The 26,594-nt window shown below is 41.6% G+C and carries 19 protein-coding genes and 3 pseudogenes; 7 read left to right on the top strand and 15 right to left on the bottom strand.

The window, feature by feature from the left end:
- Positions 1–351: 351 nt before the first annotated feature.
- Positions 352–453: pseudogene (locus tag C9J48_RS06010) on the top strand (IS6 family transposase); the annotation flags it as partial.
- A 30-nt stretch (positions 454–483) separates the two neighbouring features.
- Here C9J48_RS06010 and purU read toward each other — a convergent pair.
- The 6 genes from purU to C9J48_RS06040 all read right to left on the bottom strand — a co-directional run bounded on the left by purU (position 484) and on the right by C9J48_RS06040 (position 7,583).
- Entirely contained in the window at positions 484–1,356 is an 873-nt protein-coding gene (gene purU / locus C9J48_RS06015) for a formyltetrahydrofolate deformylase (RefSeq protein WP_006229143.1), read from the bottom strand.
- 48 nt (positions 1,357–1,404) lie between these two features.
- On the bottom strand, positions 1,405–2,097 hold the full coding sequence (locus C9J48_RS06020; protein ID WP_006229142.1) for a DUF3108 domain-containing protein: 693 nt from the start codon (positions 2,095–2,097) through the stop codon (positions 1,405–1,407).
- A 395-nt stretch (positions 2,098–2,492) separates the two neighbouring features.
- A complete protein-coding gene (locus C9J48_RS06025; RefSeq protein ID WP_006229141.1) occupies positions 2,493–3,455 on the bottom strand; it encodes a LysR family transcriptional regulator in 963 nt (320 codons plus the stop codon).
- Between the two features lie 145 nt (positions 3,456–3,600).
- Positions 3,601–4,596 carry an adenosine deaminase gene (gene add / locus C9J48_RS06030; RefSeq protein ID WP_036802913.1) on the bottom strand — a complete coding sequence of 332 codons (996 nt, stop codon included), beginning with the start codon at positions 4,594–4,596 and terminating at the stop codon, positions 3,601–3,603.
- A 20-nt stretch (positions 4,597–4,616) separates the two neighbouring features.
- Positions 4,617–5,813, bottom strand: coding sequence for a multidrug effflux MFS transporter (locus C9J48_RS06035; RefSeq protein WP_006229138.1), 1,197 nt, complete (start codon positions 5,811–5,813; stop codon positions 4,617–4,619).
- A gap of 1,290 nt (positions 5,814–7,103) precedes the next feature.
- The gene (locus tag C9J48_RS06040; RefSeq protein ID WP_006229137.1) at positions 7,104–7,583 is read right to left on the bottom strand and encodes a DUF6988 family protein; all 480 of its coding nucleotides are present in this window, start codon (positions 7,581–7,583) and stop codon (positions 7,104–7,106) included.
- A gap of 237 nt (positions 7,584–7,820) precedes the next feature.
- Between C9J48_RS06040 and C9J48_RS06045 the strand changes: the two genes are divergently transcribed.
- Positions 7,821–8,207 carry a hypothetical protein gene (locus C9J48_RS06045; RefSeq protein ID WP_006229135.1) on the top strand — a complete coding sequence of 129 codons (387 nt, stop codon included), beginning with the start codon at positions 7,821–7,823 and terminating at the stop codon, positions 8,205–8,207.
- Positions 8,208–8,402: 195 nt separating this feature from the next.
- Here C9J48_RS06045 and C9J48_RS06050 read toward each other — a convergent pair.
- The 9 genes and pseudogenes from C9J48_RS06050 to C9J48_RS06085 form a co-directional block, all read right to left on the bottom strand.
- Positions 8,403–8,636: pseudogene (locus tag C9J48_RS06050) on the bottom strand (site-specific integrase); the annotation flags it as partial.
- Between the two features lie 244 nt (positions 8,637–8,880).
- Positions 8,881–9,342 (bottom strand): fasciclin domain-containing protein, encoded by a 462-nt coding sequence (locus C9J48_RS28395; protein ID WP_373456040.1) that lies wholly within the window; start codon positions 9,340–9,342, stop codon positions 8,881–8,883.
- A 54-nt stretch (positions 9,343–9,396) separates the two neighbouring features.
- Positions 9,397–9,837 (bottom strand): annotated as a pseudogene (locus C9J48_RS28400) (fasciclin domain-containing protein); the annotation flags it as partial.
- A 284-nt stretch (positions 9,838–10,121) separates the two neighbouring features.
- Complete coding sequence (locus C9J48_RS06060) at positions 10,122–11,603, bottom strand: glutathione synthase (protein WP_006229132.1); 1,482 nt, start codon at positions 11,601–11,603, stop codon at positions 10,122–10,124.
- 28 nt (positions 11,604–11,631) lie between these two features.
- Positions 11,632–13,551 carry an ABC transporter ATP-binding protein gene (locus tag C9J48_RS06065; protein ID WP_006229131.1) on the bottom strand — a complete coding sequence of 640 codons (1,920 nt, stop codon included), beginning with the start codon at positions 13,549–13,551 and terminating at the stop codon, positions 11,632–11,634.
- Positions 13,544–15,340, bottom strand: a complete 1,797-nt coding sequence (locus C9J48_RS06070; protein ID WP_036802595.1) for an ABC transporter ATP-binding protein — start codon at positions 15,338–15,340, stop codon at positions 13,544–13,546. Before C9J48_RS06070 ends, C9J48_RS06065 begins: the two co-directional genes overlap by 8 nt.
- Before the next feature lie 2 nt (positions 15,341–15,342).
- Positions 15,343–17,013: a glutamate--cysteine ligase gene (gene gshA / locus C9J48_RS06075; RefSeq protein WP_006229129.1), complete on the bottom strand. Its 1,671-nt coding sequence runs from the start codon at positions 17,011–17,013 to the stop codon at positions 15,343–15,345.
- Between the two features lie 198 nt (positions 17,014–17,211).
- Complete coding sequence (sigZ, locus tag C9J48_RS06080) at positions 17,212–17,766, bottom strand: RNA polymerase sigma factor SigZ (RefSeq protein ID WP_006229128.1); 555 nt, start codon at positions 17,764–17,766, stop codon at positions 17,212–17,214.
- A gap of 422 nt (positions 17,767–18,188) precedes the next feature.
- On the bottom strand, positions 18,189–18,833 hold the full coding sequence (locus C9J48_RS06085) for a TetR/AcrR family transcriptional regulator (protein ID WP_006229126.1): 645 nt from the start codon (positions 18,831–18,833) through the stop codon (positions 18,189–18,191).
- 475 nt (positions 18,834–19,308) lie between these two features.
- Here C9J48_RS06085 and C9J48_RS06090 point away from each other — a divergent pair, with 475 nt between their 5' ends.
- From C9J48_RS06090 to C9J48_RS06110, 5 genes are all read left to right on the top strand, one after another.
- Positions 19,309–20,703, top strand: coding sequence for an NCS2 family permease (locus tag C9J48_RS06090; protein WP_081450074.1), 1,395 nt, complete (start codon positions 19,309–19,311; stop codon positions 20,701–20,703).
- A 14-nt stretch (positions 20,704–20,717) separates the two neighbouring features.
- The gene (gene adeD, locus C9J48_RS06095; protein ID WP_006229124.1) at positions 20,718–22,493 is read left to right on the top strand and encodes an adenine deaminase; all 1,776 of its coding nucleotides are present in this window, start codon (positions 20,718–20,720) and stop codon (positions 22,491–22,493) included.
- A gap of 266 nt (positions 22,494–22,759) precedes the next feature.
- Complete coding sequence (locus C9J48_RS06100; RefSeq protein WP_006229123.1) at positions 22,760–23,857, top strand: protein kinase family protein; 1,098 nt, start codon at positions 22,760–22,762, stop codon at positions 23,855–23,857.
- Positions 23,858–24,122: 265 nt separating this feature from the next.
- The gene (locus C9J48_RS06105; RefSeq protein ID WP_006229122.1) at positions 24,123–25,430 is read left to right on the top strand and encodes a YjiH family protein; all 1,308 of its coding nucleotides are present in this window, start codon (positions 24,123–24,125) and stop codon (positions 25,428–25,430) included.
- A 249-nt stretch (positions 25,431–25,679) separates the two neighbouring features.
- Positions 25,680–26,567: a homocysteine S-methyltransferase family protein gene (locus C9J48_RS06110; RefSeq protein ID WP_006229121.1), complete on the top strand. Its 888-nt coding sequence runs from the start codon at positions 25,680–25,682 to the stop codon at positions 26,565–26,567.
- Positions 26,568–26,594: the final 27 nt, after the last annotated feature.

The raw sequence follows: 26,594 nt of genomic DNA on the forward strand, positions 1-26,594 counted from the left end.
CTTGATCGTCTGTACAAATCAGACACAGGCTACTAGGTATAGAAAGGCCGAAGCAGTTAGTAACTACTTCGGCCTTTTGCATTTCTACGGAATTAGCTACTAGAAGAATTCTAGTACAATAACTTCCCCTATATCACTAGACTAATTGCAGTATAAAAAAGCAGGCAAGGTAACGTTATGTTTGTTGCTTTCATTATCGATGGCTATAAATGTTGTCATACAAAGTAGTAATGAGGAGATAGTGAGATATAAATAACTATCAGATAAAGGAACTAGAAAGTAATGAACCGGCAATATTAAACAGGAAGGAGTCTGGCCTCTGCGTAAACCTAAACATAATTTGGAGTGTAAAACACAGACAAGCATTCCTCATACGCCAATGCGATTGCACGCTTGAAGAAGAAGGGACGACTGCGAACGGGTGTCGAGCAACAGCCCCTCGTAACCCTCTCTGCAAACTACTGGTGAAAACTAACCTTCAGCTCACGAGCGTTCGAACACTACGGTTTTGTCGTTGAATAGAAATATGCGTTTCTCGATGTGATATTGAATGGCTCGAGTCAATGTCAGGGATTCGACATCCATCCCTTTTCTAGCCAAATCAGCGGGATAATAGGTATGGTTTACGGTTTCCATTCCCTGGGTAATAATTGGTCCTTCATCCAGAAAGTCGCTGACATAATGGGCTGTAGCCCCCACCAACTTGACCCCCTTGTTATAGGCCTGATGATAAGGCTTAGCCCCTTTGAAGCCAGGCAACAGCGAGTGGTGGATGTTGATGGCCTTCCTCGCCCAGCGAACGCACATTTCATGGGAGAGCACCTGCATATAGCGGGCAAGCACCAGCAGTTCGCAACCGGTTTCAGCTAAAACGGCTTGTACCTGAGCCTCCTGCTGCGGCTTAGTATCCGCGGTGATCGGAAAGTGATAATAAGGAATATCGTGCCACTCGGCCAGTGACTGCAGATCAGGGTGATTGGAAATCACAGCTCGAATATCGACTGGAAGATTACCGGTTCGGAAGCGGTATAACAGATCGTTCAGGCAGTGCTCGTATTTAGACACCATGATCACCACTTTAGGTCGATAATCTGACGGCGTCAGCTCCCACTCCATATCAAACTCCTCGGCCCGCTCGGCAAAGGTGGCGCAAAACACAGGTTGATCAAGCGAGGCATTATCTTCCATGCGAAATACCGTGCGAATAAAAAAACGCTGATTTAGTGCATCGTCAAAGGAATTCAGCTCAGAAATGTAACAGCCAAATTCCCGCAGGAAGCGGGTTACAACATCCACCGTACCCGAGCGTCCGGGGCAGCTCGCAGTCAATATATAAGTCAAACTTTGTTGATTCATACCCTTACCCTATTCAGTACAAGTCCGGCAGCATGGTTCAAGTGCCATTTATAGAAATTTGACTCTGGCTAATCTTAAATCTGCTTCCTCATTACCATTTTCTTTTTGCTGTAGGCGCACCAAGATATAATTCAGCTCTTTGGCTAACCAAATATAGGTTTCGCGTTTGCTGTTTTTTCTGACTTTTTTCAGCTTAATGGTATTTACTTTGCCATAAGGCAGCTTCAAGAACTCCTCTCCCACCACTTCAAAATCAAGCTGACGCAAGTTACCCTTAATCACAGCTGGATAAGTAAAGCTTGATTTATCCCGCATTACATCGAGCCTTAATTGTACCTGGTAAGAAAGAGGATCAAATAAAACCTCTTTGACTTGAATCACTTTCTTCTTATTGTCATAGTTCACCCAAGCTTGCCTGGCGGAAAAATAAACCAGCATTTGATGGTCGCGGCCTGTTCCTTTCCGAGTAAAATAATAAGAGACTGGCTGCAACTTCCCGTCATGATATGTAAACTCTGTCGCCTCGTGACGTGTATCAGATATGAGGAGAAACCTGATTTTGCTTTCGCTACTCATCCGGTACTTACCATTTGGCAAACGCTCTAACTTTCTGACGCCATTTCCCAAGTGAGCGCCTTGATAGTAAGCTTCATAGTTGGCATGAAAAAGCTGCAATTCCTCACTGGCCTGAGCCAGACATGCAAAAAAAACCACAACAGTAGCAATCAGAATTTTGTTCATATATAGCTCCTTTGATACATACCTTCGTGATATATATCAGCCACTTTCCGCGGCTATATGGAGAGATAGATGCCTTCAAGCGTATTAGATCAGTATAATGGTAAACGTGCACTTCAGGAGAAGAAATGCTGCTAAAAACGTGAATATCGGGTTGGTGCAGATTTGTTGAAGCCCTCAGATAATACTCAATTATTCCATTAACACTTAGTTAAGCGAATCACAAATCTATGGCTAGAGAAAATCTGTAACTAAAAATTCCAACACCAGTCACCCAAAGTAGCTTTTGGACAAAAGTGAGTTAGATTAATCACACTAACACGTGTTGTTCAGATTAAAAAAGTATCATTGAGCCTTAAACTAATGTTAGTTGCAGTACCGCTTCTAGGGACGTCGGCCTATCTAACATTATTGCTTTGCAGCTCTTGGCAGCAGCCACTAATTATTCCTCTCAACCACAGATGAGCAGCATCATGCTCAAGTGTCTCCGGCCATAGCATCCTATAACTAACTGGTTTTAAGTTAAAAGGTAAGGGTAATTGTTGCAACGAATAGCTTTTTGCCAATTTCCTTGCAAAAATTGAGGTGCAGACCAGCATCATATCTGTATGCTGCACGAGTAAGGCTGCACTGTTAAAATCTGGTACTATAGTTTTACTATCCAAGCAGTGACCAGATTCAGCAACAACTTGATCTAGCAGCCAAAATTTATTTTCTTCGACTAGAACTCGAATTTGTGGGACTTGCAAAAATGCTGCATTCCCCCATTTTTTCTCGAGGATCGGGTGCTCCGATCGAAGTAGGCAAACATGGTGGTCTTGGTAGAGTTCATGGTTTGATTGACGCTTTAGTTCTGTTACTTGCGATGATATTTGGGCTCGTTGATCAGTGTCCTTGGCTATGACCAGTAAATCCAATTGACCTTCTCTTAATCTCTGAAGGCTATCAGCTGATTTCGACACAATGTTGATTTTCATTCCAGGAGCTAGCCTATGTAATTTGGGCAATAACAGGGGAACAACCACCGAAAATGATGTTTCACAAATACTTATCTGAAATTCTCTCTTATCTTCAGCAGGAATAAATGTATCGGGTACAAACATTTTCTGGGAGGACTGCAGCCAGTGACGAAGAGGTTGTTCAAGTTTGACTGCTTGCGCTGTTGGCTCTAAACCTCTCCCTGTCCTCACGAACAGGGGATCATTAAGCTCTCCCCCCAGTTGCTCTCTCAAACGAGTGAGTTGCTTGCTAACTGCTGATTGGGTCAAATTTAATCTAGTAGCGACACTGCTAACACTGCCTTCTTCGAGTAAGAGCAACATCAATCGTAGTAGGTTAAGATCGATGTGGTTAATATTCATTTTTTTAAAACCTTATGACGATATTCAATTAATACCCCCCGAACTCAACTATTAATAGCGCCTCACAAGGGCAAGAATATAAAAAGCATGTCAGGGGTTTAATTAAAAATTATCAGATAAACAAAAAATTTGCCGAATTGTTGGCTTAATCGATTAAAGACAATAGATGTTTCTTTATTTCATCCGTTGTGAATGCATTTTCTACTGAGTTTCGATAAATATTTTTGTAATCTTCCAGCGATAAATCAAATTGTTCAAAAGTTTTTTGCAGCTCTTTTGTCATAGTCGTATCTGACACCGTACGATTATCTGTATTGATAGTCACAACGATGCCATCCTGATAAAAGTCGTTAACTGAATGATCTGCTAAAGATTGAACCGCTTTAGTTTGCACGTTACTTGTTGGGCAAGTTTCTAAAGCAATTCGATTACTATAAACTAAGTTGTATGATGCTTTGTGATCGCGGATTGCGATACCGTGGCCAATACGTTCAGCATGTAATAGTTTTATTGCATCATGCACATTCTGACCATACCCTTGCTCACCTGCGTGAATGGTAATGCGATAACCCTTCTCGATTGCGTATTCGGTATGCTCAATATAATCATGGCAAAAATCTTGGTCTTCACTAGCCGCTAAATCAAATGCTACGATACCATTACCGATATACTTAGCCCCAGAATCAATCATTTCATAGATATCATTTTTAGGTAAAACCTTTACAACACTAATTATGAGATTGCCTTTAATGTCATACATTTCTTCAGCTTTACGCATACCACGTACAGTACTAGCAATGATCTGATCGAATGTTAGGCCATTTTGACGATGTAATTGCGGTCCATATCGAGTTTCTAAGTATTTAACATTTTCTTTTGCTGCATCTTCATAGAGTTCAAATGTTATGCGTTCGAGCGCTTCTTCTGTTTGCATCACTGATACTGGGTAATGAAACCTAGATAAGTACTCCATCAAGTTAGGACAATTCTCCGGAGCAACCATTAGTGATTTCATTACTTCAATGTTTGTGCTTGGAATTTCCACACCGAGCTGCTTAGCAAGGTCAATAATAGTTTCTGGTCGAACACTTCCGTCTAGATGGCAGTGAAGATCAATCTTAGGTAATTTAAAATAATTCATAGTTTTTTTGATTTCGTTCATTATTGTTTAACCGTTTCATTTAGCTTCTTACCAACTTGAGTCACTATCAAACAGAAAGAAGGAATAAGAAGAAACATCTGTACAGCCATCATATCTGGAGCTTCTAATTTTATTTTTTGCAGAAGACTAACGAGTATACTTGCACCACTCATCTGAAATAATCCAAGCAATGCTGCGGCTGTTCCTGCACAGTGACCAAATGGCGCCAGCGCTTTACCAGCAGCAGAACCAAGGATGAATGCAGCTCCAACAGTAGCAATACAGATTGGAACCATGAAGCCCCATGCCTCTCCGTTGTTACCAATTAATGTCATTAATAAACCAGCAAATATAATAGTAGACAAACCTGTGACTAATGTTTTATATGAACCGAAAGTATCAGTAAATTTTGGTGCCAACATACAACCCGCAATGTTTATTATTGCGTTAAAACCGAACCACATTGTGAATTGATTAATATCAAGGCCGATCCCAACCATCAACCAACCAGGCGCAGCTGACACATAAGACAAGATTACAGCCATAGCTAATAGGCACATGGTTACATGAAAAATGAAAGTAGGGTTTGTAGCGATTGGCATATAATTTTTGAAGCTAACCTTAGCATTTTCTATATCTGTATTTTCTGGTTTTGTTTCTTTGAAAAAAAGCAAAACAAACAAGCCAGCAACGATGGAATAGACAACCATAAAACTGAAATTATGTTTCCAGCCATAATTAATTGTAATCCAACCGCCTAGAATCGGCGCAAGGGCTGGCACAAAACTGATGAAACCATTTAGATAGCTAATCATTTGTCCACTACGTTTAGAGCCGAAGAAATCCCTAGCCGCTGTAAACGCGATGACAGTCGTTGCGCATGCACCAAAACCTTGTAATAAACGGGCAACAAGCATTAATTCAAAAGAATATGCTTCATAAGCCAGCCATGAGCTAGCGCAGTAAATTGCAATACCTACTAGAGCGACTGGACGACGGCCATACCTATCAGCCATTGGCCCTGCAACTAATTGTCCAAAGCCTAAGCTGAAGATAAACCAAGTAATAGTATCTTGAACATTAACTATGTTGACACCAAAGTAATCAGCCATTTGTGGCATTGCTGGCAAGTAAATATCAATAGCTATCGGACTAAACAGGATTAGCAGTATCATCATGATAACTACAGGTTTTTCTGAGTTTTGTTGTCTTTTCATAAATCACCTTTGTAATATTAGGCTAAGGTTATACAAATAGTGATATGGTGTATATTGACAAAATTTTAATTGCAACATTCCAAAAAGGAATACCAGAAGAAGTCTTCCAATAATAATAGTTTGCTTATAAATTTAGCTACCTTAATCACAACAAAATAAGTCCTTCACTGGCATGTCTGTTTTTTCAAGTTATTTCTTGATTGCCACTGAAACTCAACCTAATAATTATTAGGCTATCAACCTTAATAGATTGATATTAAAGTTTATTTATAAACATTACCGAGGAGCATTAAGACGTAAACGGTACTAAATAAGCTGATAATACACGGCAGGTCTAGCGTCCATGAACGGACTTGCAGCGTGTCAGTGTTCTGCCACCGTTTACGCCATGCCTCGGCCTTTGCTGATTAGGCTGAGACATGGTAGTAATCAGGAGTTATTTTCAACAACGCCTATTACTTCATATATTTAAATAAAAAACCAAATAACCTCAACACTAAAATGACATGATGTCGTCTCTTAGTAAAAAACTCCATATTGAATAAATAAGACGTAAAATATGATAATCATAACAGTCTAAGTGTTAATGATATATTGTGTTTTAATTTTAAGGTTATATGGATATTACTTTAGGTCTATTGGTGATTTTCACCTAATATTATAAAACAAACCAGACCTATTTGTGAATTGAGTATGAGAGGTTAAATAGAAGTGGGCGTTTTTAACGATAATGTGATCATAGCAGAGAGTAATTTAAATTCAGACTTAACACTAATGAAAAATAATAATTAACGGTGTATCAACCTCAACTATAGAGTGACTAACAGTCGTTGGTTTTATGAAACAAAAAACTCTCGAAATTATTATTAATAATGAAATTTAAATAAAATTAGAATCTTTACGAAATTTCGCTAATGATAAATCACAGGGTAGAATAATACATTCTCTCAATTAGCTCATTTAACTTCATAACAACAATCAACATTAAATTCTTATATAGAAGGCATTGTTTATACAAGAAGTTAACAGAAGCCCGGCACTAATCGTTACGTTAAATTTTATTTACCATAAAAATACGTTCTATAGCACCTATGAATGAAAGTCTGCCACTGGCAGACTTGCGTGCTGTTATACTCTGCAATCACATTAGAAAAAAAATAAGGTAAATCTACATTTATCACTGCCGATGATTTATGGACTAACTCATTTCGGGGCACAAGCGCGTTAGAGGTATCATTCTAACGCAAGTGCTTCTGATGAGGGAAAGTATCTTGAAGCCTTAACCGATTGTTAAATATCAGATTTCGACCAGAGCTGAGTTAGGTTTTTGACAGCATCTTCGTTGTTAGCTACGAACGCGATAGTTATATTGGCTAAATATGACAAATAACAAACCTCTTTTATAATCTCAGACATTTGAATTTTAGACAATTTTAGGGACATAGTTTTACCGCTAAACCTTCTCTCAGTTTGTTGGCTTAAGCCATGAGTAAAACTGCTCAGTAAGCCATAATTTCTACCCAAATATCGTTGAGAAAAATGAGAGTCACTTTCAAGTTTGATATCTAGGTTCTTAACCATTGACTCTAAACTGCCCCATGCTCCATCTTTCTTAGCGTACTTTTCAGCGGTCTCTTGGTCTTCGATGCAATGATAAACCCATAAACCTCGAATTACAGATTCAATACAAGGACGAATTCGAGCCAATGCTGAACCATGCAATTTGAGATTAATTAAATGTGCAATTGCTGTTGCATGCTCGTTAGCCAAATCTAAATGAGAAATAACTTACGCCCCGCGTGAGTCTGTTTTGATCCCAGTAATGGCGCCTAACTTCGAAGCTGAGTTTATGAAATTTACATGGTTTTGCTGCATAATCGAACTAAAGATGCCAAGCGTTGAGAATCCCTCTTAAACGCTTTGAATGCACAAGAAATAGGATATAAAGGCACATGACAATAATGTTCAGTTATATGCTGTATACCTTGATTACTAAGAGCAATCCAAATGTCTAATGTAGTTCAGTTCTCTATGTTCAGTGGTAGTAAGAAGACTAACACTACCCCACCAATCAAATCACCAAGCCCTAAAGCTTTAAGGGAAAAGGCAGTATTGAAGCAAGAGAATCGCTGCTACTTTTGTGGCAAACGTAAAGAACCAAAAGAGCTGAACTGGCTTAATAAGATTGGTTTTAAACAAAAGGCTTATGTTGTCTGCGGTACTTGTAGCTCTGAAGCTAAGTCACGTTCAATGGATGAACTACGGATAATCCTGGCGCTGAAGGCTATGGATTTCAGAACAGTTAAGATTCAGCAGTACCTTGAGTTGAGAGAAAAAGGTATTCAGATAGACGGTGTACGTGAATACAAGTTCCACTTTGAAACTATTGAGTGATTATGACCATGAGCTAAAGGTGAGTCGATAGGTGAAAACCAATAACTATCGACTTCTAAACACTAAGTCGGTAGTAGGAAAATACCAAATGACGCTTAGTTTATTAGCTGAATACTTTTCTTCGTAAAAACTTGGGGGCAACAGCTTGTCAAAATGGTGGCTAATGGAAACCCTAATGAATAGGGTTCCTTTCAACTAACAATCAGTACCTTCTGAAAACAACAATGCATTTTCTAATTCAACACCAAGGTAACGGATCGTGTTATCTACCTTTGTATGTCCGAGTAAAAGCTGGACAGCTCGAATATTTTTCGTTTTTACATAGACTAATGTCGCTTTGGTTCATCTCATCGAATGAGTGCCATACAGATTAGAGTCCAGCCCAAGATTTGACGCCCATTTACTGACTAGGTATCTATAGTACGAATGCCCAGTATCTAAAAGGATTAGCGCAACGCTCGCATCTAGGAGAAAATAACAATGAATTAGTACATTAATCCGAATCTGGCATTGATTTTTACTGTAGCTTCAATTTGACCAAATAGCCTAATTCAGGTTCTATCGCCAACGACTTTGTTGTAGAGCCGACGGCCTATCTATGCACTAGCTGTAATGATGCCAATAAGGTAAAAAGCTTCGCCATAGCAAAGCTTTTTTGTTTCCGGTTGATGATTTACTCGGGGATTAAGACTGTATCAATAACATGGATAACCCCATTACTGGCATTGAGATCACCGGCAATGAGTTTAGCGTCGTTGATTGTCACACCATCCTCGCCGTCTTCGATTTGTACTGTCTCTCCCTCGACGGTTTCAGGCAGTTTCAGCTTGCTGACTTCTTCTGAGGTGAAAGCCCCGATCAGGAGATGGTATTTGAGCACGGCCTGCAGTTGTTCTTTGTTTTCTGGCTTGAGCAGGTCAGCCAGAGTGCCGGCCGGGAGCTTTGCGAAAGCGTCATCGGTGGGTGCCAGGAGAGTAAAGGGCCCCTTGCCTTCGAGAGTGCCGGACAGGCCAGATGCCCGGATCGCCATGACCAGGGTCTGGAAGTCATCGTTGGTGGCTGCTACCTCGACCAGGTTTATCTTCTCGCCCTTCTTATAACCTGCTACCGTCAAACTGGACAAGGTACCGGGGATTAAGACTGTGTCAATAACATGGATAACCCCGTTGCTGGCATTGAGTTCACCGGCAATGACTTTAGCACCGTTGATTGTCACGCCATCCTCGCCGCTTTCGATTTGTACTGTTTCTCCCTGGACGGTTTCAGGCAGTTTCAGCTTGCTGACTTCTTCTGAGGTGATAGCCCCGATCAGGAGATGGTATTTGAGCACGGCCTGCAGTTGTTCTTTGTTTTCTGGCTTGAGCAGGTCAGCCAGAGTGCCAGCCGGAAGCTTTGCGAAAGCGTCATCGGTGGGTGCCAGGAGAGTAAAGGGCCCCTTGCCTTCGAGAGTGCCGGACAGGCCGGATGCCCGGATCGCCATGACCAAAGTTTGGAAGTCATCGTTGGTGGCCGCGACCTCGACTAAGTTTATCTCCTCGCCTTTCTTATAAGCTGCTACCGCCAAACTGGACAAGGTAAAAAGGAATAAGGCACTTAGTGAATAAGCAAAAAAGCGTTGGAGTATTTTCATTAGTGAATCCTCTGCGTCTGTTTTGGTGCCATAGAAATTCTAATATATGAGAAAAAATAGTAGTTGTGCAGAGGAAAAAGGTTGTCTCATAAATGAAAATATATGTTTAATCAGCTGCTGAGTAAATACGTTAACGCAGAATGGGGCAAAGGCGAGTCAGCATAAGTCTCGCTGACTCGATGGTGAATATTTCCGTGTTTCAACTTTTTCACGAAACACTACTGTCTAGTACTAATCTACAACAGCCAAGACCATCAGGGTTAGGACAATAGCCTCATAACCAATCACGCATTAAGAAGTACTAGTGAATCCAAGATCCCTTGACCGCTATGAATGCCGCCTTCATTTTCACTGGCAGGTTTACTGCGGATTAAGTAACCAGCATAGCCGTCTAGATCCGTTACAGGCTCACCTTGATAATGGGCGGTAAACAAGCCGATTTCGCTCACGAGATCGTTCACCAACGCCTGCTTTCCATCACGAACCGCAATGGTTGGCGTATCTCGTTCATGCGGATACAAACGCTGCATCAATGCCCATGCGTCATACTCTTCTGGCTTCAATTTGGCTAATGTCTCACTGATCTGATCTCCAAATACACAGTGACCACCACCTTCGCCTTGGTTTTTGAGTACCCACTCTTGCTTATCGGCAGAGGTATTAAACCATTCGATTGCCTCCTTCGAAATGGGCTTCATATCCGCCAAGACACTCTTGACTAATCGAGCTTCTTCTAGGGTTAACCCCCAACGGGCATACTCCTGTACAGGCATCATGGTCAGTAGCATCTGCATTGATTTACTCGTTGCAAGCTGCTGGCTGATGGTCGCGTTCATTGCCACGTAATGCATTTCAATAAACAGACGCGTTTGGCTTAATGTGTGACAGCAAATATCTTCATTCAACTCTGGTGCCCAGTAGTCTGAATATTGATAGCCCGCACGTAAGTAAACCGTGTCAATTGCGCCAACATTTTCAAGAATTAGGCGCTGATTTTGACCACTAGAAAGCTGAGTGCTCAATTGCTCAAAGGTGCGTCTTACTGTGCGAACCCCAATCTTTTGCAATGCAACTTCCAATAGGTGCTGATCGTAAACGTTGTCTTCATCTTTCTGCACAATCATCAGGAAAGTTGGCTTTTGTTCGTTCGCACTACCGCCCAGTTCAGCAAAGTGCGCCTTTACCTTTCTTGCAGAGGCAGCAATACCTATAGCGAGTTGCTCCATGCCGTGATTGTCTGCTGGCATTGCCGTATCGTCTTCTAACCAATTACGGTAAACATCGTTCCATTGGTCTTGCACAAAGCAATGCAGCTCTGTAGCGCGCTGACCAAATGGCCCCATACCTGCAGCAATACCATTGAATTCGATCACTTTAGCTCCATGCTGGCGATCATCCATAAAATCGGTACGCATCAAAAGTAGTGGCTGGCGAGCAGCTTGCTGACGCTTAGTTACATCACCGTGTGCCTGCTGATGTAGCTCCATCAAACGACCAAAAAACGGGTCAGCCTTTGCCATGGCACTAAGCGACTCTTGCAAGAAATCATGATCTTCTGACACGTTGCTCACCAACTTAGCGATCAATGGTGTAACAGAAAGCAGGTGTTGGTACACAGAGCGTTCCATCGTCATCGGTGCGATGCTGAATGGTACGTGCCTTGCCGTATTATCGGCCTGACGAAACGCGACGCCGTGCATGATTTCCCACTCAAGGATATCGTTAATGACTTCTTGAGGCATAAATTGCTTGTTGTCGTTATTCATAATGTAATGACTCTTTCTATTTTATCACTTATGCCGCGCTCACAGCCGTTAGGCCTAGCGTGCTGTTTTGATGTTCGTTTTCTTCTTGCGCTTTCTGTGCAAGGTATAAATCTCGGTAATCGCCATCTTGTTCGATTAGCGCCTGGTGTGTACCACTCTGTACCACCTTACCGCTGTTCATCACTAAGATTTGATCGGCGTTTTTAATCGTCGATAAGCGGTGCGCAACGGTGATAACGGTTCTGCCGTCTTGGATATTTTCAAGAGCCTGCTTTACCGTTTCTTCCGATTCACTGTCGATATTCGCCGTCGCTTCATCAAGCAGGAATATTTTAGGATCGTGAGAAATCGCACGAGCTAATGCCAATAACTGTCTTTCACCCACAGAAAGCGTAGCGCCGCCATTGCTTGGTTGATGATCAAAACCATCAGGTAAACGATGAATGAAGCGATCCGCTTTCACCATTTCGGCTGCTTGTATCGCTTTATCACGGCTAGCTTTTAGTGCTTTATTGTCATTGTCATTAAGCGTACTGTCATCACTCGTATAGCTATGACTAAAAGCGGCATCATGAGATAAATCGATATTATCAACGATTGAACCGCTAAAGATGGTTGGATCTTGCGATACCAAACCAAACAATTTACGTAACTGTGATTCCGGTAGTTTATGAAGCGGTTGCCCGCCAATAAGGATGTCGCCTTGCTGCTGTTGATAAAAACGCATCAACAGATTGATCACCGAACTTTTCCCGCTGCCGGTATGCCCAACAATCGCTGTAAACTCGCCGCCTTTTGCCGTAAAGCTGACATCTTTGAGTACTGGCTTATCGACTTCGTATCCCATGGTGACATTACGAAACTCAATATCGTTGTTATCATTTATCTTCACTTCCGGCATCGATTGATTATGAATTTCAGAATCATCGTCTAGCAGCTCAAAGATACGTTTAGAAGACACGGTTGCAACCTGCAATTTGTGCAGTTCCATCGATAACTGTCGGAACGGGTCAAAGAAGCGCTCAAGGTAATTCAAAAACGCATATAAAGTACCAATCTCAACAACGGCCGACATCGATGCTCCTGCAAACCACGCAACAATGCCTGCTGCTGTCAACGTCGAAATCAAGCGCGTCAGTGGCAACAACATCAAGCTATCAATTGCGACTGACTTAGCACGGAAGTTAAACCAACTTTGGTTATCTTTCTCAAACTTAGTTTGGAACGCCTTTTCTTGACGAAACGCTTGAATCAACGCCATGCCTTGCAACGATTCGTTTATTTGCCCGTTAATGTTGCTGACTTGAACTCGAATTCCGTCAAACACTGACATTGAAATCTTGCGATACAAATGCATTGTTATAAGCAAAACAGGGATCAATACCAAACTGAGTAACATCAAACGCCAATCCAATAATGCAATTGCGATGAAAATAGCCGTGATGCGCAATGCACCTTGAATCACGGTTGGAATAGTCGACACATACATATTGCGTAGCGATTCAGTATCATTGGTAATGTAAGAGACCAGTTTACCCGTAGATAACTTGTCAAATGTAGCTATAGGAAAGTTCAAAACATGGCGGAATAGTTGTTCACGTACGTCTTTAACCACCAACAATGCACTGTGTTTAAAGGTGACCGCTTGTAAATACCCAAACACCGCGGCAAATACATAGAACAGCATCACAAGCCCGATCAATGTGATAAGTTGTTGCCATTCAAATTGCTGAGGTACAATGACCTCATCCAAAACAATTTTAGCCAACCATGGAATCGCCATCTCGGCACTGACCGCAAGCGCCAACATCAAAAAGGCAAAGCCAAAACGCGCTTTGTGTGGCAATGAGAAGGTCAATAAACGGCGATAAAGTGCATTGTTTTTCATCGATTCAGGCTTCTCTGCACTATTATTTGTTCGAGCATTACTTGCTTGAGACTTACTCATCGTTTGTCTCCTCAAGATTCGACTCGTTGTCAGTATTTACATTACTGCTAATAGTTTTCCCCAACTGGCTTTGGCGTTGATAAACCATTGAATACCAGCCTTGATTCGCCACCAACTCATGATGAGAACCACGTTCTTCTACCTGCCCATCATTCAATACTAAGATATGGTCAGCTTCGATAAGATTCGTTAATCGCTGCGTTACAAGCAACATCGTTTTATGCGAATAATGCGCCTTTAAGTTTTGACGAACTTGTACCTCAGTTTTCATATCTAACGCACTAAATGGATCATCCAACAAAAGGATATCAGCACCCGACAATAGGGCTCTAGCAAGAGTCAAACGCTGTTTTTGACCACCAGATAGATTCGTACCGCCCTCTCTAAGTGAAGTATCAAAGCCTTCAGGCATCGCTTCAATTTCTGCTCGAATACCCGCCATTTCAGCCACATACTCGATTTCTGCTTGCGACGCATCAGGTTTCGCCAACGCGATATTCTCTGTGATAGAGCCTGAAAACAAGTGCGGTTTTTGAGGAACCCAAGCCAGCTTACTGCGTAAGGAACCAAACGTTAGACTGTCGCTTGGCATACCTGAAATGTGAATTATTGATGGTATCTCAAGTTGAAATTGGCGCAGTGCCAAGTGCAATAGCGTGCTTTTACCGCTGCCCGTTGGCCCAGTAATGCCGACCAATCCGCCTGATGGTAAATCAAATTTCACACTATCAAGTGCTTTACGATTCGCTTTTTGGTAAGTGAATGATTTGATATCAAAAGACATACTTGCATCCGCATCTTTTGGCAGCTTTTTGTCACCTTCTACGACTTCAATATTTTCAGCAAATAACTGCTCCAGACGACGCCATGACGTCTTACCTCGTTGAAATACATTGAACTGCCAACCAAACTGCATAAATGGCCCAAGTAGCTGCCCAAGGTAAAGCGTAAAGGTCGTGAACAATCCCACCGTAATGCTACCTTGTTCAATTAACCATGCTCCGTAGCCCAATGAAATAACGAACGACAGCCCATAGACTAATTGAATAGTGGGACCAAATGCCGCATCCACTTTTGCAACTAAAAGGTTTGCATCTACCGTTTCATCTAAAGTTTTTCCAAAACGTTGTTCTTGACGTTCAGCAATACCGTGTGAGCGAACCGCACGAATACCCGATACCGTTTCACGAGTCTCTTCGGTTAGATCAGAAAACGCAGACTGTGCCTTACCGAACGCCTTATGTAGCTTGACACCATAGCGGCGAGTAATGAGTACTAATAATGGAAAAGGAAGCAGTGCGACAGCGGTAAGTTCACCACTAACAACAAAGATCATTCCCAAAATGACCGTAATACCTGCGATCAAAGAGTCCACCAATGTCATGACCCCCATTCCCATGGTTTCTTCCACCGCATTAAGGTCGTTGGTCGCATGTGCCATCAGATCCCCTGTACTTCTGCGAGCATAAAATGCAGGTGACAATTGAGAGAACTTTTGAAACAACTCACTTCGAATAACACGCGTTATCGCAATAGAAGCACCATATAGTTTGCTTTGCCATACAAAACGCAAACCGTACATTGCCGCGCCCGAGACTATAATCCCAACGACGTGAATAATCATCGTTTGAGTGTCTAATGTGTCCGTGCTAATGCCGTCGACAATTCGACCAATCAACCATGAAGGAATCAAATTGACCAACGCAACCACCTGCAATGCCGCAAAGGCAATCAGATAGTGTCGGCCAAACATTTTAAGGTAGCTCTTTAATTTCCAAAGAATATTCATAATTACACAATTGTCTCTTGAGCTTGGTTTGCCTGAGATTGGGGCGAATGGCACCGAATTGGCTGCAGACTCGTTGCTTGCGAAGGATCATCACAATCAATTAGGCTCTTTTGTGCAACATATTCCCCAAAACTCACTTCTTGAACGGCTTCTAGCTGTTTTTGCTTAAACAAAGACGCCTTCGCAAGCGATTCTAGTTTGGTCATTTCATCCAAAGAAATAGTCTTATCTAAGTACCCCTGCATATGTTGCTGAGAGCATGCGTGAATAAATGTGGTATGGCTCTGGTTCTCTTGTTTCATACGGGTTAAAACCTGTGCCGATGGCGTTAATGCGCTGTCTTCAAACTTTGCTTTTTCACGCATCACAGCGCTCTCATAATCGTCCCTTTGCTGAGGGCTACTCATACCTTTCGCCATTTCAGCTAGCGTGTTCATTAATGGTGCAGCCAAATCAACAAGCGAAATGTCTCCGTCCATAGTTGGCAGCATCAAACCGGGTTTTCTACCTTGTGTTGCAACCAACTCTTGTCGTTTCATAATGAGTGTACTTTCCTGCTCACTCATTTTTGGGCTTGGTGCTAATGCGCTATAAATCAGAAACAGATCAAGAAACTGGCTCTGCAACTCATCAATACCCAAAGGTAGCAAGGGATTATTATCCAAACTGCGTAATTCAATGTACTGCACACCGTAGTGGCACATCGCAACTAAGGGGCGCATTTCTGCATTGACTATTTTAGGACGAACAGAACCATACAGTTCATTTTCTAATTGGAGAACAGCTCCGTTCAATTGTTGGTCTCTTGCCAAATGTGTATATCGCTTACTTGGCTTAGTTAACGCATTACATAACCCAGTAAGATATTCTTCTTTATTGTTAAAGCTCATAGGGAAGTGAGATTGCTCACTACTACCATACCCAAGATTACTCAAGCGCAGCGATGTGGCCCAGGGGAAATAATCGGTAGTCTCGTCCCACTGTTCTAATGCTCGGGGCTTACCTTGTAGATAGCTCTTATCGACGGCAGGTGAAGCCCCAAACAGGTATGGAATAATCCAGCCATGGCGTAATACATTACGAATCAAATGAAAATAACGGTCAGAAACAAACGTTTCTAACGGCAACTTACTTTCAGTATGTACATGAAGCGCCTTCCAGAAACTGTCTGGTAATGAAAAATTGTAGTGAATGCCTGAAATAAGCTGCATCCGCTTTCCATAGCGATTAGCTAGCCCTTCACGGTAGCGAGCCTTCAGCATTCCAGCATTCGAAGTACCGTAACGAGCAATAGGAATGTCGTGCTCATCAGGTAATGCAGGCGGCATACTTGCAGCCCACATCAACTCACCCTCATTCAACTTAGCCGCAACAAAGTGGTGTAAAGAAGCCAATGTTTCAAATGTATTACTTCTCTCATTAACCGCAGGCGTCACTAACTCTAGCTGCACTTCCGAAAAATCGGTGGTTACGTACGGGTGAGTAAGTGCAGAGCCCAAAGATAAAGGGTGTGGTCGTTGAGAAAGCGCCCCATTGGGTGTAATTCGAACCATTTCACGTTCAATTCCACGGCGAACATCACGCAGGGTTCCTTTCGCTTGATCGCTTGCTAAAAATGCCAGCATTTCTATAACTGGTGTCTTAACTTCAGAGGGGATGGCTTCATTTCTCATTTGTCTTATTCAATAAAAATGTTAATCATTCTATTAAGACGTAGGAAAATGAAAAAAGACGCAATTTTTAAAAATATTTTTCCAGAAAATTAAAATATAGATGGGGGCAAGACGAAGAAGCTCTTCTAAAAGAAGAAAGCGACCCAGAAAGTGAGTCGATTTATAGAAAAAATACCAATGAAATATTAAAGATCAGGCTTAACCCACACAGTTACTTTTAGCGAATTCAGCACACTCTGCTTTGGGATAGAAATCAATGATACCTTCGCGTCCCGTTTCCACATTACAGCAATTCATTAGAATTTCTTTAAGCTTAACTCGACCACGTTGAACCCGACTTTTCGTTCCGGATAATGACAACCCTAATTGTTCAGCGACTGCCTGTTGAGGTAATCCATCTAATTCTGAAAGAATCATTGCTTGGCGATATTTCTCTGGCAAACAATCAAACATCGGGCGTAAGCACTGCCCCATTGTTTGTAAATTGACAACTTCAGCAGGCACCTCTTCTTCTATTTGGTTATCCATCAGCTCTTCATAGCTTTGATGCGATCGGTAGAAATCCATAATCGTATTATGAGTAATGCGATACAGCCAATTTTTAAGTTTATCTTTAGCTTCTAGCTGGTGAATTTTCTGGCTTGCTTTAATGTATACCTCTTGCAAGATATCGTCAGCTAAGTCTAGATCACCCGTTTGTTTCACTATGTAACTTCTTAATTGGTCTTTGTGTGTTAACCACTCCGCTAGCATAGCCTTTCCTCAATTTACGATGCTTACTTACTATATTTCGATAATAATAGAATTATCAGTGAATTTAAAGTGGCAAATACCAAGTAAGTCGATTAGTTCTTATTTTTCGACGTTCCCTGCCACATTCAAGGTATCCCATGTTCGCGAAAAGGGTGGAGCATAAGCAAAATCTAAATAACCAAGTTGTTGAGTCGTTAGTTTAGCGGTAATGGCAACTGCTAAGGCATTAATAGGAGGTAAGGTAACCGAACTATTTACTGCTAAAGAGTATCACCACTCTGTTGCGCAAACTCGGAAAGGGGCACTCGTCAGTGAAACTACGTCTAAACCTCTTAAGTTTTTCACACCAGAACAAGCGACTCAGCATCGGATACTGAGTATAAGAAAAGTCACATATTCGTTATAATAAAAACACTCGGTACTTAATTTATGGCGCACCCGTGCAGGAACAACCGGATATTTTGCCTGTACAGTTTCTCACAATACTGAATGGTTTCTTCCTCTGAGCTACCTTCCTTTTTTAACGGGTAGAAGAAAAAAGGCATCATCACTAAAGCATTAAAACTATCTTTTAGCAAAATGACATCCAGCTCTGGTTCTATAAAGCCTTTTTGTTGCAAGGCAGAGAAGATCTTAATATGGAAGTCATCGGTATAAGACAAAATTGATTTATCAATATAGCTTCTTCTCGGGCCATCATTAAGTACCAACGTTTTATAAATAATACCTAATAGCTCAGGATATTCGACATCCAAATTAAAAATTGTCATGAAAAGATCTTCAATCGTATTTCTATTTGATGAGGCTTTCTCAAGTTGGTTCAGCTTTTGAAAAAAAGGTTTATAAATATCATCAAACACCGCTTTATAAAGCAGGCCTTTATTCCCAAAATAATAGCCAATTAACGCGACATCAACGCCAGCTTCCTGTGCGATCTTCCGCGTTGTTACCTTACTGTATGAATGCTTCATAAACAGGCTTCGGGCAACATCAAGAATAGCTTGGTGGCTGCAAAACTGCTCTGCTTCTTGTTTAGGTCGCCCACGAGGCTTTGCTGAATCGATCATAAACGTCTAATAATCTTCCGTAATCCAGACACTTCTCTGATTAAACATTAACCAATAATCATAAACCTCTGCCTAGTTCAACTTTCTCATATTCTGTTATCTCTTCCTAAACCGCTCTTGATTTAAATCAATTTGGTCATTGATGAATTCATCAAATAAGCCTTTATGCGGAATAATAAAGTCCGCAAAGTGAGAGCAGCGTCATGCCTATTTCATCGATAAGTTTCTTAGAATGTATTCGAGTATTTAACGACCCATAGAAATTATAAATCGTCAGCACCTGAAAATAGTTATGAATAGCGCGAAAATTTATCATTAATAAATCTTCGTGAAAAAATTCAACTCAATTTATTTCACGATTGATTGGATTGTCTTCAGTTAAGACAAAGCATCGAGTAATGATGTAATACATTCAGAAATAAACAGCTTAATCAGTGTGCCTACCTGTTAGATGAAAGACGACAAGGAATTATTTATGACCATACCAAGCAATGACAATAGTACCCCCGTCAATGAGAGCTCTACAGATTCGTTGACCAACTCTCAAACTGAAACTGAGCCCAAACAAGGTTTTATTGAAAACCATTTTAAGCTCTCAGCCCATAACACCACCCTATCCACCGAAATAATTGCAGGTATCACCACCTTCATGACTATGGTGTACATTGTGTTTGTTAACCCGCAAATACTTTCTGCCGCAGGGATGGATCCAAGTGGCGTTTTTGTTGTCACTTGTTTAATCAGTGCCATGGGCTGTATTGGCATGGGGCTTATTGCCAACCTTCCGATTGCGTTAGCACCAGCAATGGGGCTGAATGCCTTTTTTGCCTTCTCTGTTGTGGTAGGTATGGGGATAAGCTGGCAGGTCGGTATGGGAACAATTTTCTGGGGAGCAATATGCTTTGCCCTGATGTCCGCTTTTGGTATTCGGTCATGGATATTAACCAATATTCCAAGCTGCTTACGTATCAGTATTCCAAGTGGTATCGGCCTGCTTATTGCGCTGGTCGGCTTGAGCAACGCCGGGATTGTCGTCGCAAGTCCGGCAACAATGATCACCATTGGTGATTTGAGCTCGCTACAGTGTGTTTTAGGTGCACTTGGCTTCTTTATTATCGTTATTTTGGCTTCCCGTGGTATTCATGCCGCAGTGCTTATCTCTATTGTTGTCGTCACTTCAATTGCGGCCCTCATGGGCGATGTAGAATACACAGGCATTATGGCAATGCCGCCAAGTATTGAGAGTACCTTTGGCCAGGCCGATCTTGCCGGTTCGTTAGATTTTGCCCTTGCTGGCGTTATTTTCTCCTTTGCTTTAGTCAGTTTGTTTGACAGCTCTGGCACCATGATCGGTGTCACCGAGAAATGCGGAATCACGGATAATAAAGGTCGTTTTCCCCGAATGAAACAAGCCTTGATGGCAGATTCACTAACCTCTGTTGCTGGTGCTTACATGGGAACATCAACAGTAACAGCCTATATTGAAAGTTCCGCTGGTGTTGCCGTTGGTGGCCGAACTGGTTTAACTGCCATTGTCGCAGGCCTGTTATTTATCATCGTTATTTTCTTCTCTCCATTGGCTGCTATGGTACCAGGCTACGCGGTTGCTGGTGCCCTGATTTACGTCGGTATATTGATGTCTTCAGGGTTAGCAAAAATTGACTGGAACGATATGACAGAAGCCGCTCCCGCCTTTATTACTACCGTCATGATGCCGTTTAGTTTTTCAATCACTGAAGGTATTGCAACAGGCTTTATTACTTATTGCGTAATGAAAGCAGGTACAAACCGCTGGCGTGAAATTCACCCTGGCGTCGCGATTGTTGCTCTGTTGTTTATTATCAAATTTATTTTTATTGATGGTCATTAATCAGGAGCTCGTTTATGTCAAATATAATGCATAAGCATACCCAGCAACTGAGTCGGGAACAGCTCACGCGTATACTGGCTATCCTTCGCAAAGAACAAACTGCTTCACTAAAATTAACCAACCTGTCGATACTGGATTTGATTAATGGCGAGATCAACTCGGGGCCCATTGTGATTGATGAGGGCTACATCGTTGCTCTCGGTGCAGAAGCCGAGCACTTACAGGCCGAACGCATAGTCGATTGCAAGGGACAAATCGCCGTACCGGGATTTATCGACGGGCATATGCATGTTGAAACATCAACCATGACCCCTTTCGAATTCGAGCGCACAACTTTGCCTCTCGGCACCACCAGCATCGTTTGTGATCCGCATGAATTAGTCAATGTAGTTGGAAAAGAAGGATTTGAATGGTTCTTACGCTGCAGTGAAATGACACACCAGAACATGTTTGTGCAGGTGAGCTCTTGTGTTCCTGCGGTACCAGGACTTGATATCAATGGCTGTGATTTTACCCTTGATGAAATGAAAGCCTACCTCGACCATCCGCATGTGCTGGGTTTAGCCGAGGTGATGGATTATCCCTCAGTGCTTAATGGCCACCCAGCGATGTTAAACAAGCTAGCAGCATTCAGTGAACTCAATCTGGATGGGCACTGCCCGTTATTGAGTGGTCTTGAGCTGTCTGGTTATGTCGCCAGCGGTATTCAAAATTGCCATGAAACGGTGAGTTACCGTGAAGGCAAAGAAAAACTCACCAAAGGAATGGCGGTGATCATACGTGAGGGATCTGTCGCCAAAAACCTAGATGCCCTGGCCCCTTTAATCACCGAATATAGCTCACCGTTATGTTTGCTATGTACCGATGATCGCAACCCTCATGAAATTGCGAAAGAGGGGCATATCAATTATTTAGTCAAAAGGCTGATTCAACACCATAAAATAAAACCCCACCTTGCCTACCGTGTAGCTTCCTGGTCTGCGGCAAAGCACTTTGGTTTGCGTCGGTTAGGGCTCATTGCTCCTGGATATAAAGCCGATCTCAACCTGATGACTGATTTACATCAGGTCGATATTCAACAGGTATTAATTGGCGGTAAATTTGTTGATCAGTTAAAGCTCGCAGCGTCGGTTTCAGACAAACTAGCCATCTCTGCCCCTCCCTTGCAGCCAAGTATGCGACATAAGACAGTAACGGCGGATGAACTTAAAATCGACCTTAAAACAGGTAATTATAATGTGATTAGCATAGTGAAAAATGAGCTGATCACCGATCACCTGATTTGTCTCTTCGATGGTTGTCAGTTTACCGAAACAAACATTAACAAGCTCGCCATCGTTGAACGCTATGGCCACCAGCTTCCACCTGCGATGGGATTAGTGAAGGGGTTTGAACTCAACCAAGGTGCCATTGCATCCAGCGTTGGTCACGACTCTCATAATATTGTTGCTATAGGCGTTGATGAAGAAAGTATGGCCCAGGCCATCAACCACCTGTTAAGGATAGGCGGTGGATATTGTGTTGTGCAAAACGGCAAGATAACCGCAGATCTCATGTTACCGCTGGGCGGGATCATGAGTTTGGAAAGCTCAGAAATGATCGCCAGACAAATCGAGATATTAAAGGATGCTGCCAAACGAATTGGGATAACCGTTGCAGAACCATTTGTACAAATGAGTTTCTTAGCGCTTCCGGTTATTCCATCATTGAAAATGACGGTAAAAGGTCTTTTCGATGTAAACCAGTTTAAACTTATCGATCTTCGGCTTGAACCGTCACTAACCATTTAAATCAACCTTAAAAAAATCATAATCTTGTATAAGGTCATTGATGATTGGCCTTATACATAAACTTTACTTATATTCAGAAAAAGTGCGGTATCGAGAAATAAGATGGTTAACAGTTCGGTTGGGCATTTTATTTTATGCCTCCAACACTTAGAGAAGCTTGGATATTAACGCATAAAATGTGAAATTTAATACACTTATCACAGTATGTAAGGTATGCCCCCTTATATATTCACCAGCCGTATTATTTCAATGAAAGGAAGCCAGATATGAATCTGGAACAGCAACGCCAACAGGCACAGCAAGCGTTTGTAGACAGCGGAGAGAATATCGTAGTCGGTACTTTAGAGGGCATATCGATAACGTTGGAACAACTAAAAAATACAACAGCTGACTCAAGTTATGTTGTCGAAACCTTCAATTCTGGCCTCACTGCCGTTGTTTTCCACCTGCACATTGATGGTAAAAGCTGGACGTTGAAACAAAAAAGAGCAGTGAGCTTAGTCAATAATATTGACGGTCAAACATCGTTTTTAAATGAAGTGCAGCGCAGACGTGATCTAACAAATCTGAAGCAACGCGAGCCTGAAAGTTTTAAGCACATCGTCAATACTCAATTTGCGTCATTCAACGACGGTATTATTTTGTCTCCATGGATTGAAGGTGAGCCCCTTTCCACTTTGAATCATGACGTATTCCAACAGATTTTTACCGCCATCGTAAACCTTGAGCTACACGGTTTATTCGAATGGGATTTCTGCCCAGGTAATATCTTATTAAATAACCAAGGCGAGGTAACACTGTTCGACTTTGGTTATATGTATCAATTTAATTCTAACATTCACTTTAATAACAATGGGCTCGATACACCGCTATTTCATGGTGTCGAACGTTTTGAAACGCGTTTCTTTTTTGATTTTTCACTAAAAAACCCGAACAATTTGAGTACAGAAGCACTGTTTGATTTATACAAACTTGAAAAGCAGTGTGCCCTAGAAACCTACCAGCATAAGTTACAACAACTTATTGTACGGAATGCAGACACAAACGTAATCGCATGGCAGCAAGCAATTAATCATCGCTGGCAAAATGCACTAACAAATGACGAAGAGTTACAAACCTTATATCTGGTTGAGCGTTACCGTTCGAATGTACTCGATCTACTTGATGATTTACACGGTCAATCTTGTAGCCCTAACACCCTAAAAAAAGCCGATTTAGTATTAAGCTTAATTGACCTGCACTTTGAGATCCTGCAATCACAGAACGGTTTTTTCTTTGGTGATGAAACGTTAAGCAAAAGCGATCTAATTTCAAAGTACAAGAAATTACGAGTAGATGCCCAACGCTTTCAGCTGAATAAATAACACAAACATAAGCCGTACAACGAATAGATTTTTCAAAGTACGGCGTTAACCTCTCCTTTTTGTCTTACCTATCAATAAGCCATTTGCCTTCTATTCATTTGATACATTTATTGTATATATAATTGAATAAATACCTCTTTCACAATGAAGATACAAGTCACAAAGCATTAACAACAAAGCCAAATTGATCACATTTTATTCAGCTGCAGCTTTCCAAACCGTGTCATTTGTATATACATTAACAATTACACAACATGGAGGTGACATGAATCAACTTACAGAATCTAACCAACCACTATTTAATGTTTGGTGCCGACTGATTGGTTTGAGCAGTATTGGTATTTTTATCTTTTTCATTCCGATAACTATTAATGATAAGCAAAGTATTCCACTCGATCACATCGTAAGTTGGATTAGAAGTGGGTTAGGTGATGGCGCTTCATGGTATGCACTATTCATGATTATTGCTGGTGCTATGTACCCTATCATTACGGGTAATTGGCGAAATAACCTGACAGAGAAAGTGTTTTTGTTCCTTAAATGGCTCGGTGTGATTGCTGCCATTCTTGCTATAACTAAAACAGGTCCCGCACAGTTACAAACACCAGATATGCTTCCTTTTCTGTTTGAAAAGCTTGTGATATCTGTTGGCTTAATTGTACCCGTTGGCTCCGTTTTTCTCGCCTTCCTAGTAAGCTACGGGTTATTAGAAACGATTGGTATTTTGCTGCAAAGGCTGATGCAACCTATTTGGCGAACACCTGGCCGTTCAGCAATAGATGCCGTCGCTTCATTTGTGGGTAGCTATTCTATTGGCTTGCTGATTACAAACCGTGTGTACCTCGCAGGGCATTATTCACCGCGTGAAGCTGCCATCATTGCTACCGGTTTCTCGACTGTTTCGGCAACCTTCATGATCATTGTCGCAAAAACACTCAATCTGATGGAATATTGGAATCTATACTTTTGGCTCACACTACTTATTACTTTCGTTGTAACAGCAATTACTGTTCGTTTACCTCCTCTTTCCAAAATCAGTAATGAAGCACAATATAGAGAGCCAGAATGCGAAACAGGCCATAGAATCAAAACAGCAATACAAAATGGGCTTGAAGTTGCAGATAAAGCCCCTTCAGTTGGGAAGAACGTACTCGAAAATTTAAAAGATGGCTTCATCATGACAATCAGCATCTTACCATCAATAATGTCAGTCGGTGTTATTGGGTTACTTGCTGCGAAGTACACTCCGGTTTTTGATTGGGTTGGTTATTTATTCTATCCAGTAACTTGGATATGGGGTTTAGAAAATGGAATGGAATTAGCTAAAGCCAGTGCAGCTAGCTTAGCAGAAATGTTTTTACCTGCCTTATTAATGAAAGACGCTGATATTATTTCAAGGTTTTCTGCTGGTGTTGTTTGCGTATCATCGATTCTCTTTTTCTCTGCCTCAATACCCTGCATTCTATCAACACGAATTCCTTTAAATATTGGTCAACTTGTTATTGTTTGGTTTATCCGTACCTTCCTAAGCTTAATGCTCGCTATCCCTACAGCATTATTACTCTTTAGCTAAAAAAATGGGCTCACTCTAGGTAGTGAGCCCTCGTTATATACCTCGTTTTCTACTTTAAATTCTATGCCTATAAATTAGCACCTCACTTAGAAAGCAATAAATTCAACGTGTTATCTGTTCCGTATGAACTAACGATAGAAATGGCGATGAACGATGTAATAATTAATAGAATAAGGCTAAATAGTCTTAGGGGGGCCTGTCTGATACTCTAGTATCAACCTGAAAATTTAGTTCTCTAGAAACGGTAATATGAAAAGACTAACCATACTCGATGGTGGAATGGGCCGCGAACTCCAAGATATTGGTGCGCCATTCTCACAACCACTTTGGAGTGCACAGGCACTGATTGAATCGCCCGAATATGTCCGTAAAGCCCACCAAAATTTTATTGACGCTGGTTCCGAAATTATCATCGTCAACAGCTATGCCTGTGTACCGTTTCATCTTGGTGAAGAACGTTATAAAACCGATGGTGCAAAATTAGCTCGTCAGGCTGCGATTATTGCTGAATCTGTAGCCTTAAATAATAATTCGGTACGTGTCGCAGGGGCAATTCCCCCACCATTTGGTAGTTATCGACCCGATCTATTTTATGCAGATGAAGCTAAAAAGATCATTACAACCCTTATTAAGGCTCAAGAACCGCATGTTGACCTCTGGATAGCAGAAACCATTTCCAGCCTGCAGGAACTTGAAGTTATTCATTCTGTGTTGAAAAACTCCACCAAAGACAGCTATTACTCATTTAGTTTAAACGACAGTGGCAGAAATGAAGCGAAACTAAGATCTGGACAACCTGTTAAAATGGCCACTGCAATCGTCTGCCTTGCTGGTGCTAAAGGTATATTCTTCAACTGTTCTGTTCCTGAAGTGATGGAACAAGCGATCAAAGATGCTAAAGAGGTTATTGAACAGTATGGTACTGATGTAGAAATTGGGGTTTATGCCAATAACTTTATGCCGATAAAAACAGATCATGAAGCTAATGATACGTTGCAATCGATGCGAAAACTCTCTCCCGAAGATTATTTAGTATACGCCAAGCGTTGGTATGAACTTGGAGCGTCTACAATTGGCGGTTGTTGTGGTATTAGCCCTTCTCATATTAAGGCTTTGGCTGAATGGAAAAAGCACTAAATAACAGATAAAAAACGGGTTACCGAA

It is taken from the genome of Photobacterium profundum, from assembly GCF_003026285.1.
Classification (GTDB): domain Bacteria; phylum Pseudomonadota; class Gammaproteobacteria; order Enterobacterales; family Vibrionaceae; genus Photobacterium; species Photobacterium profundum.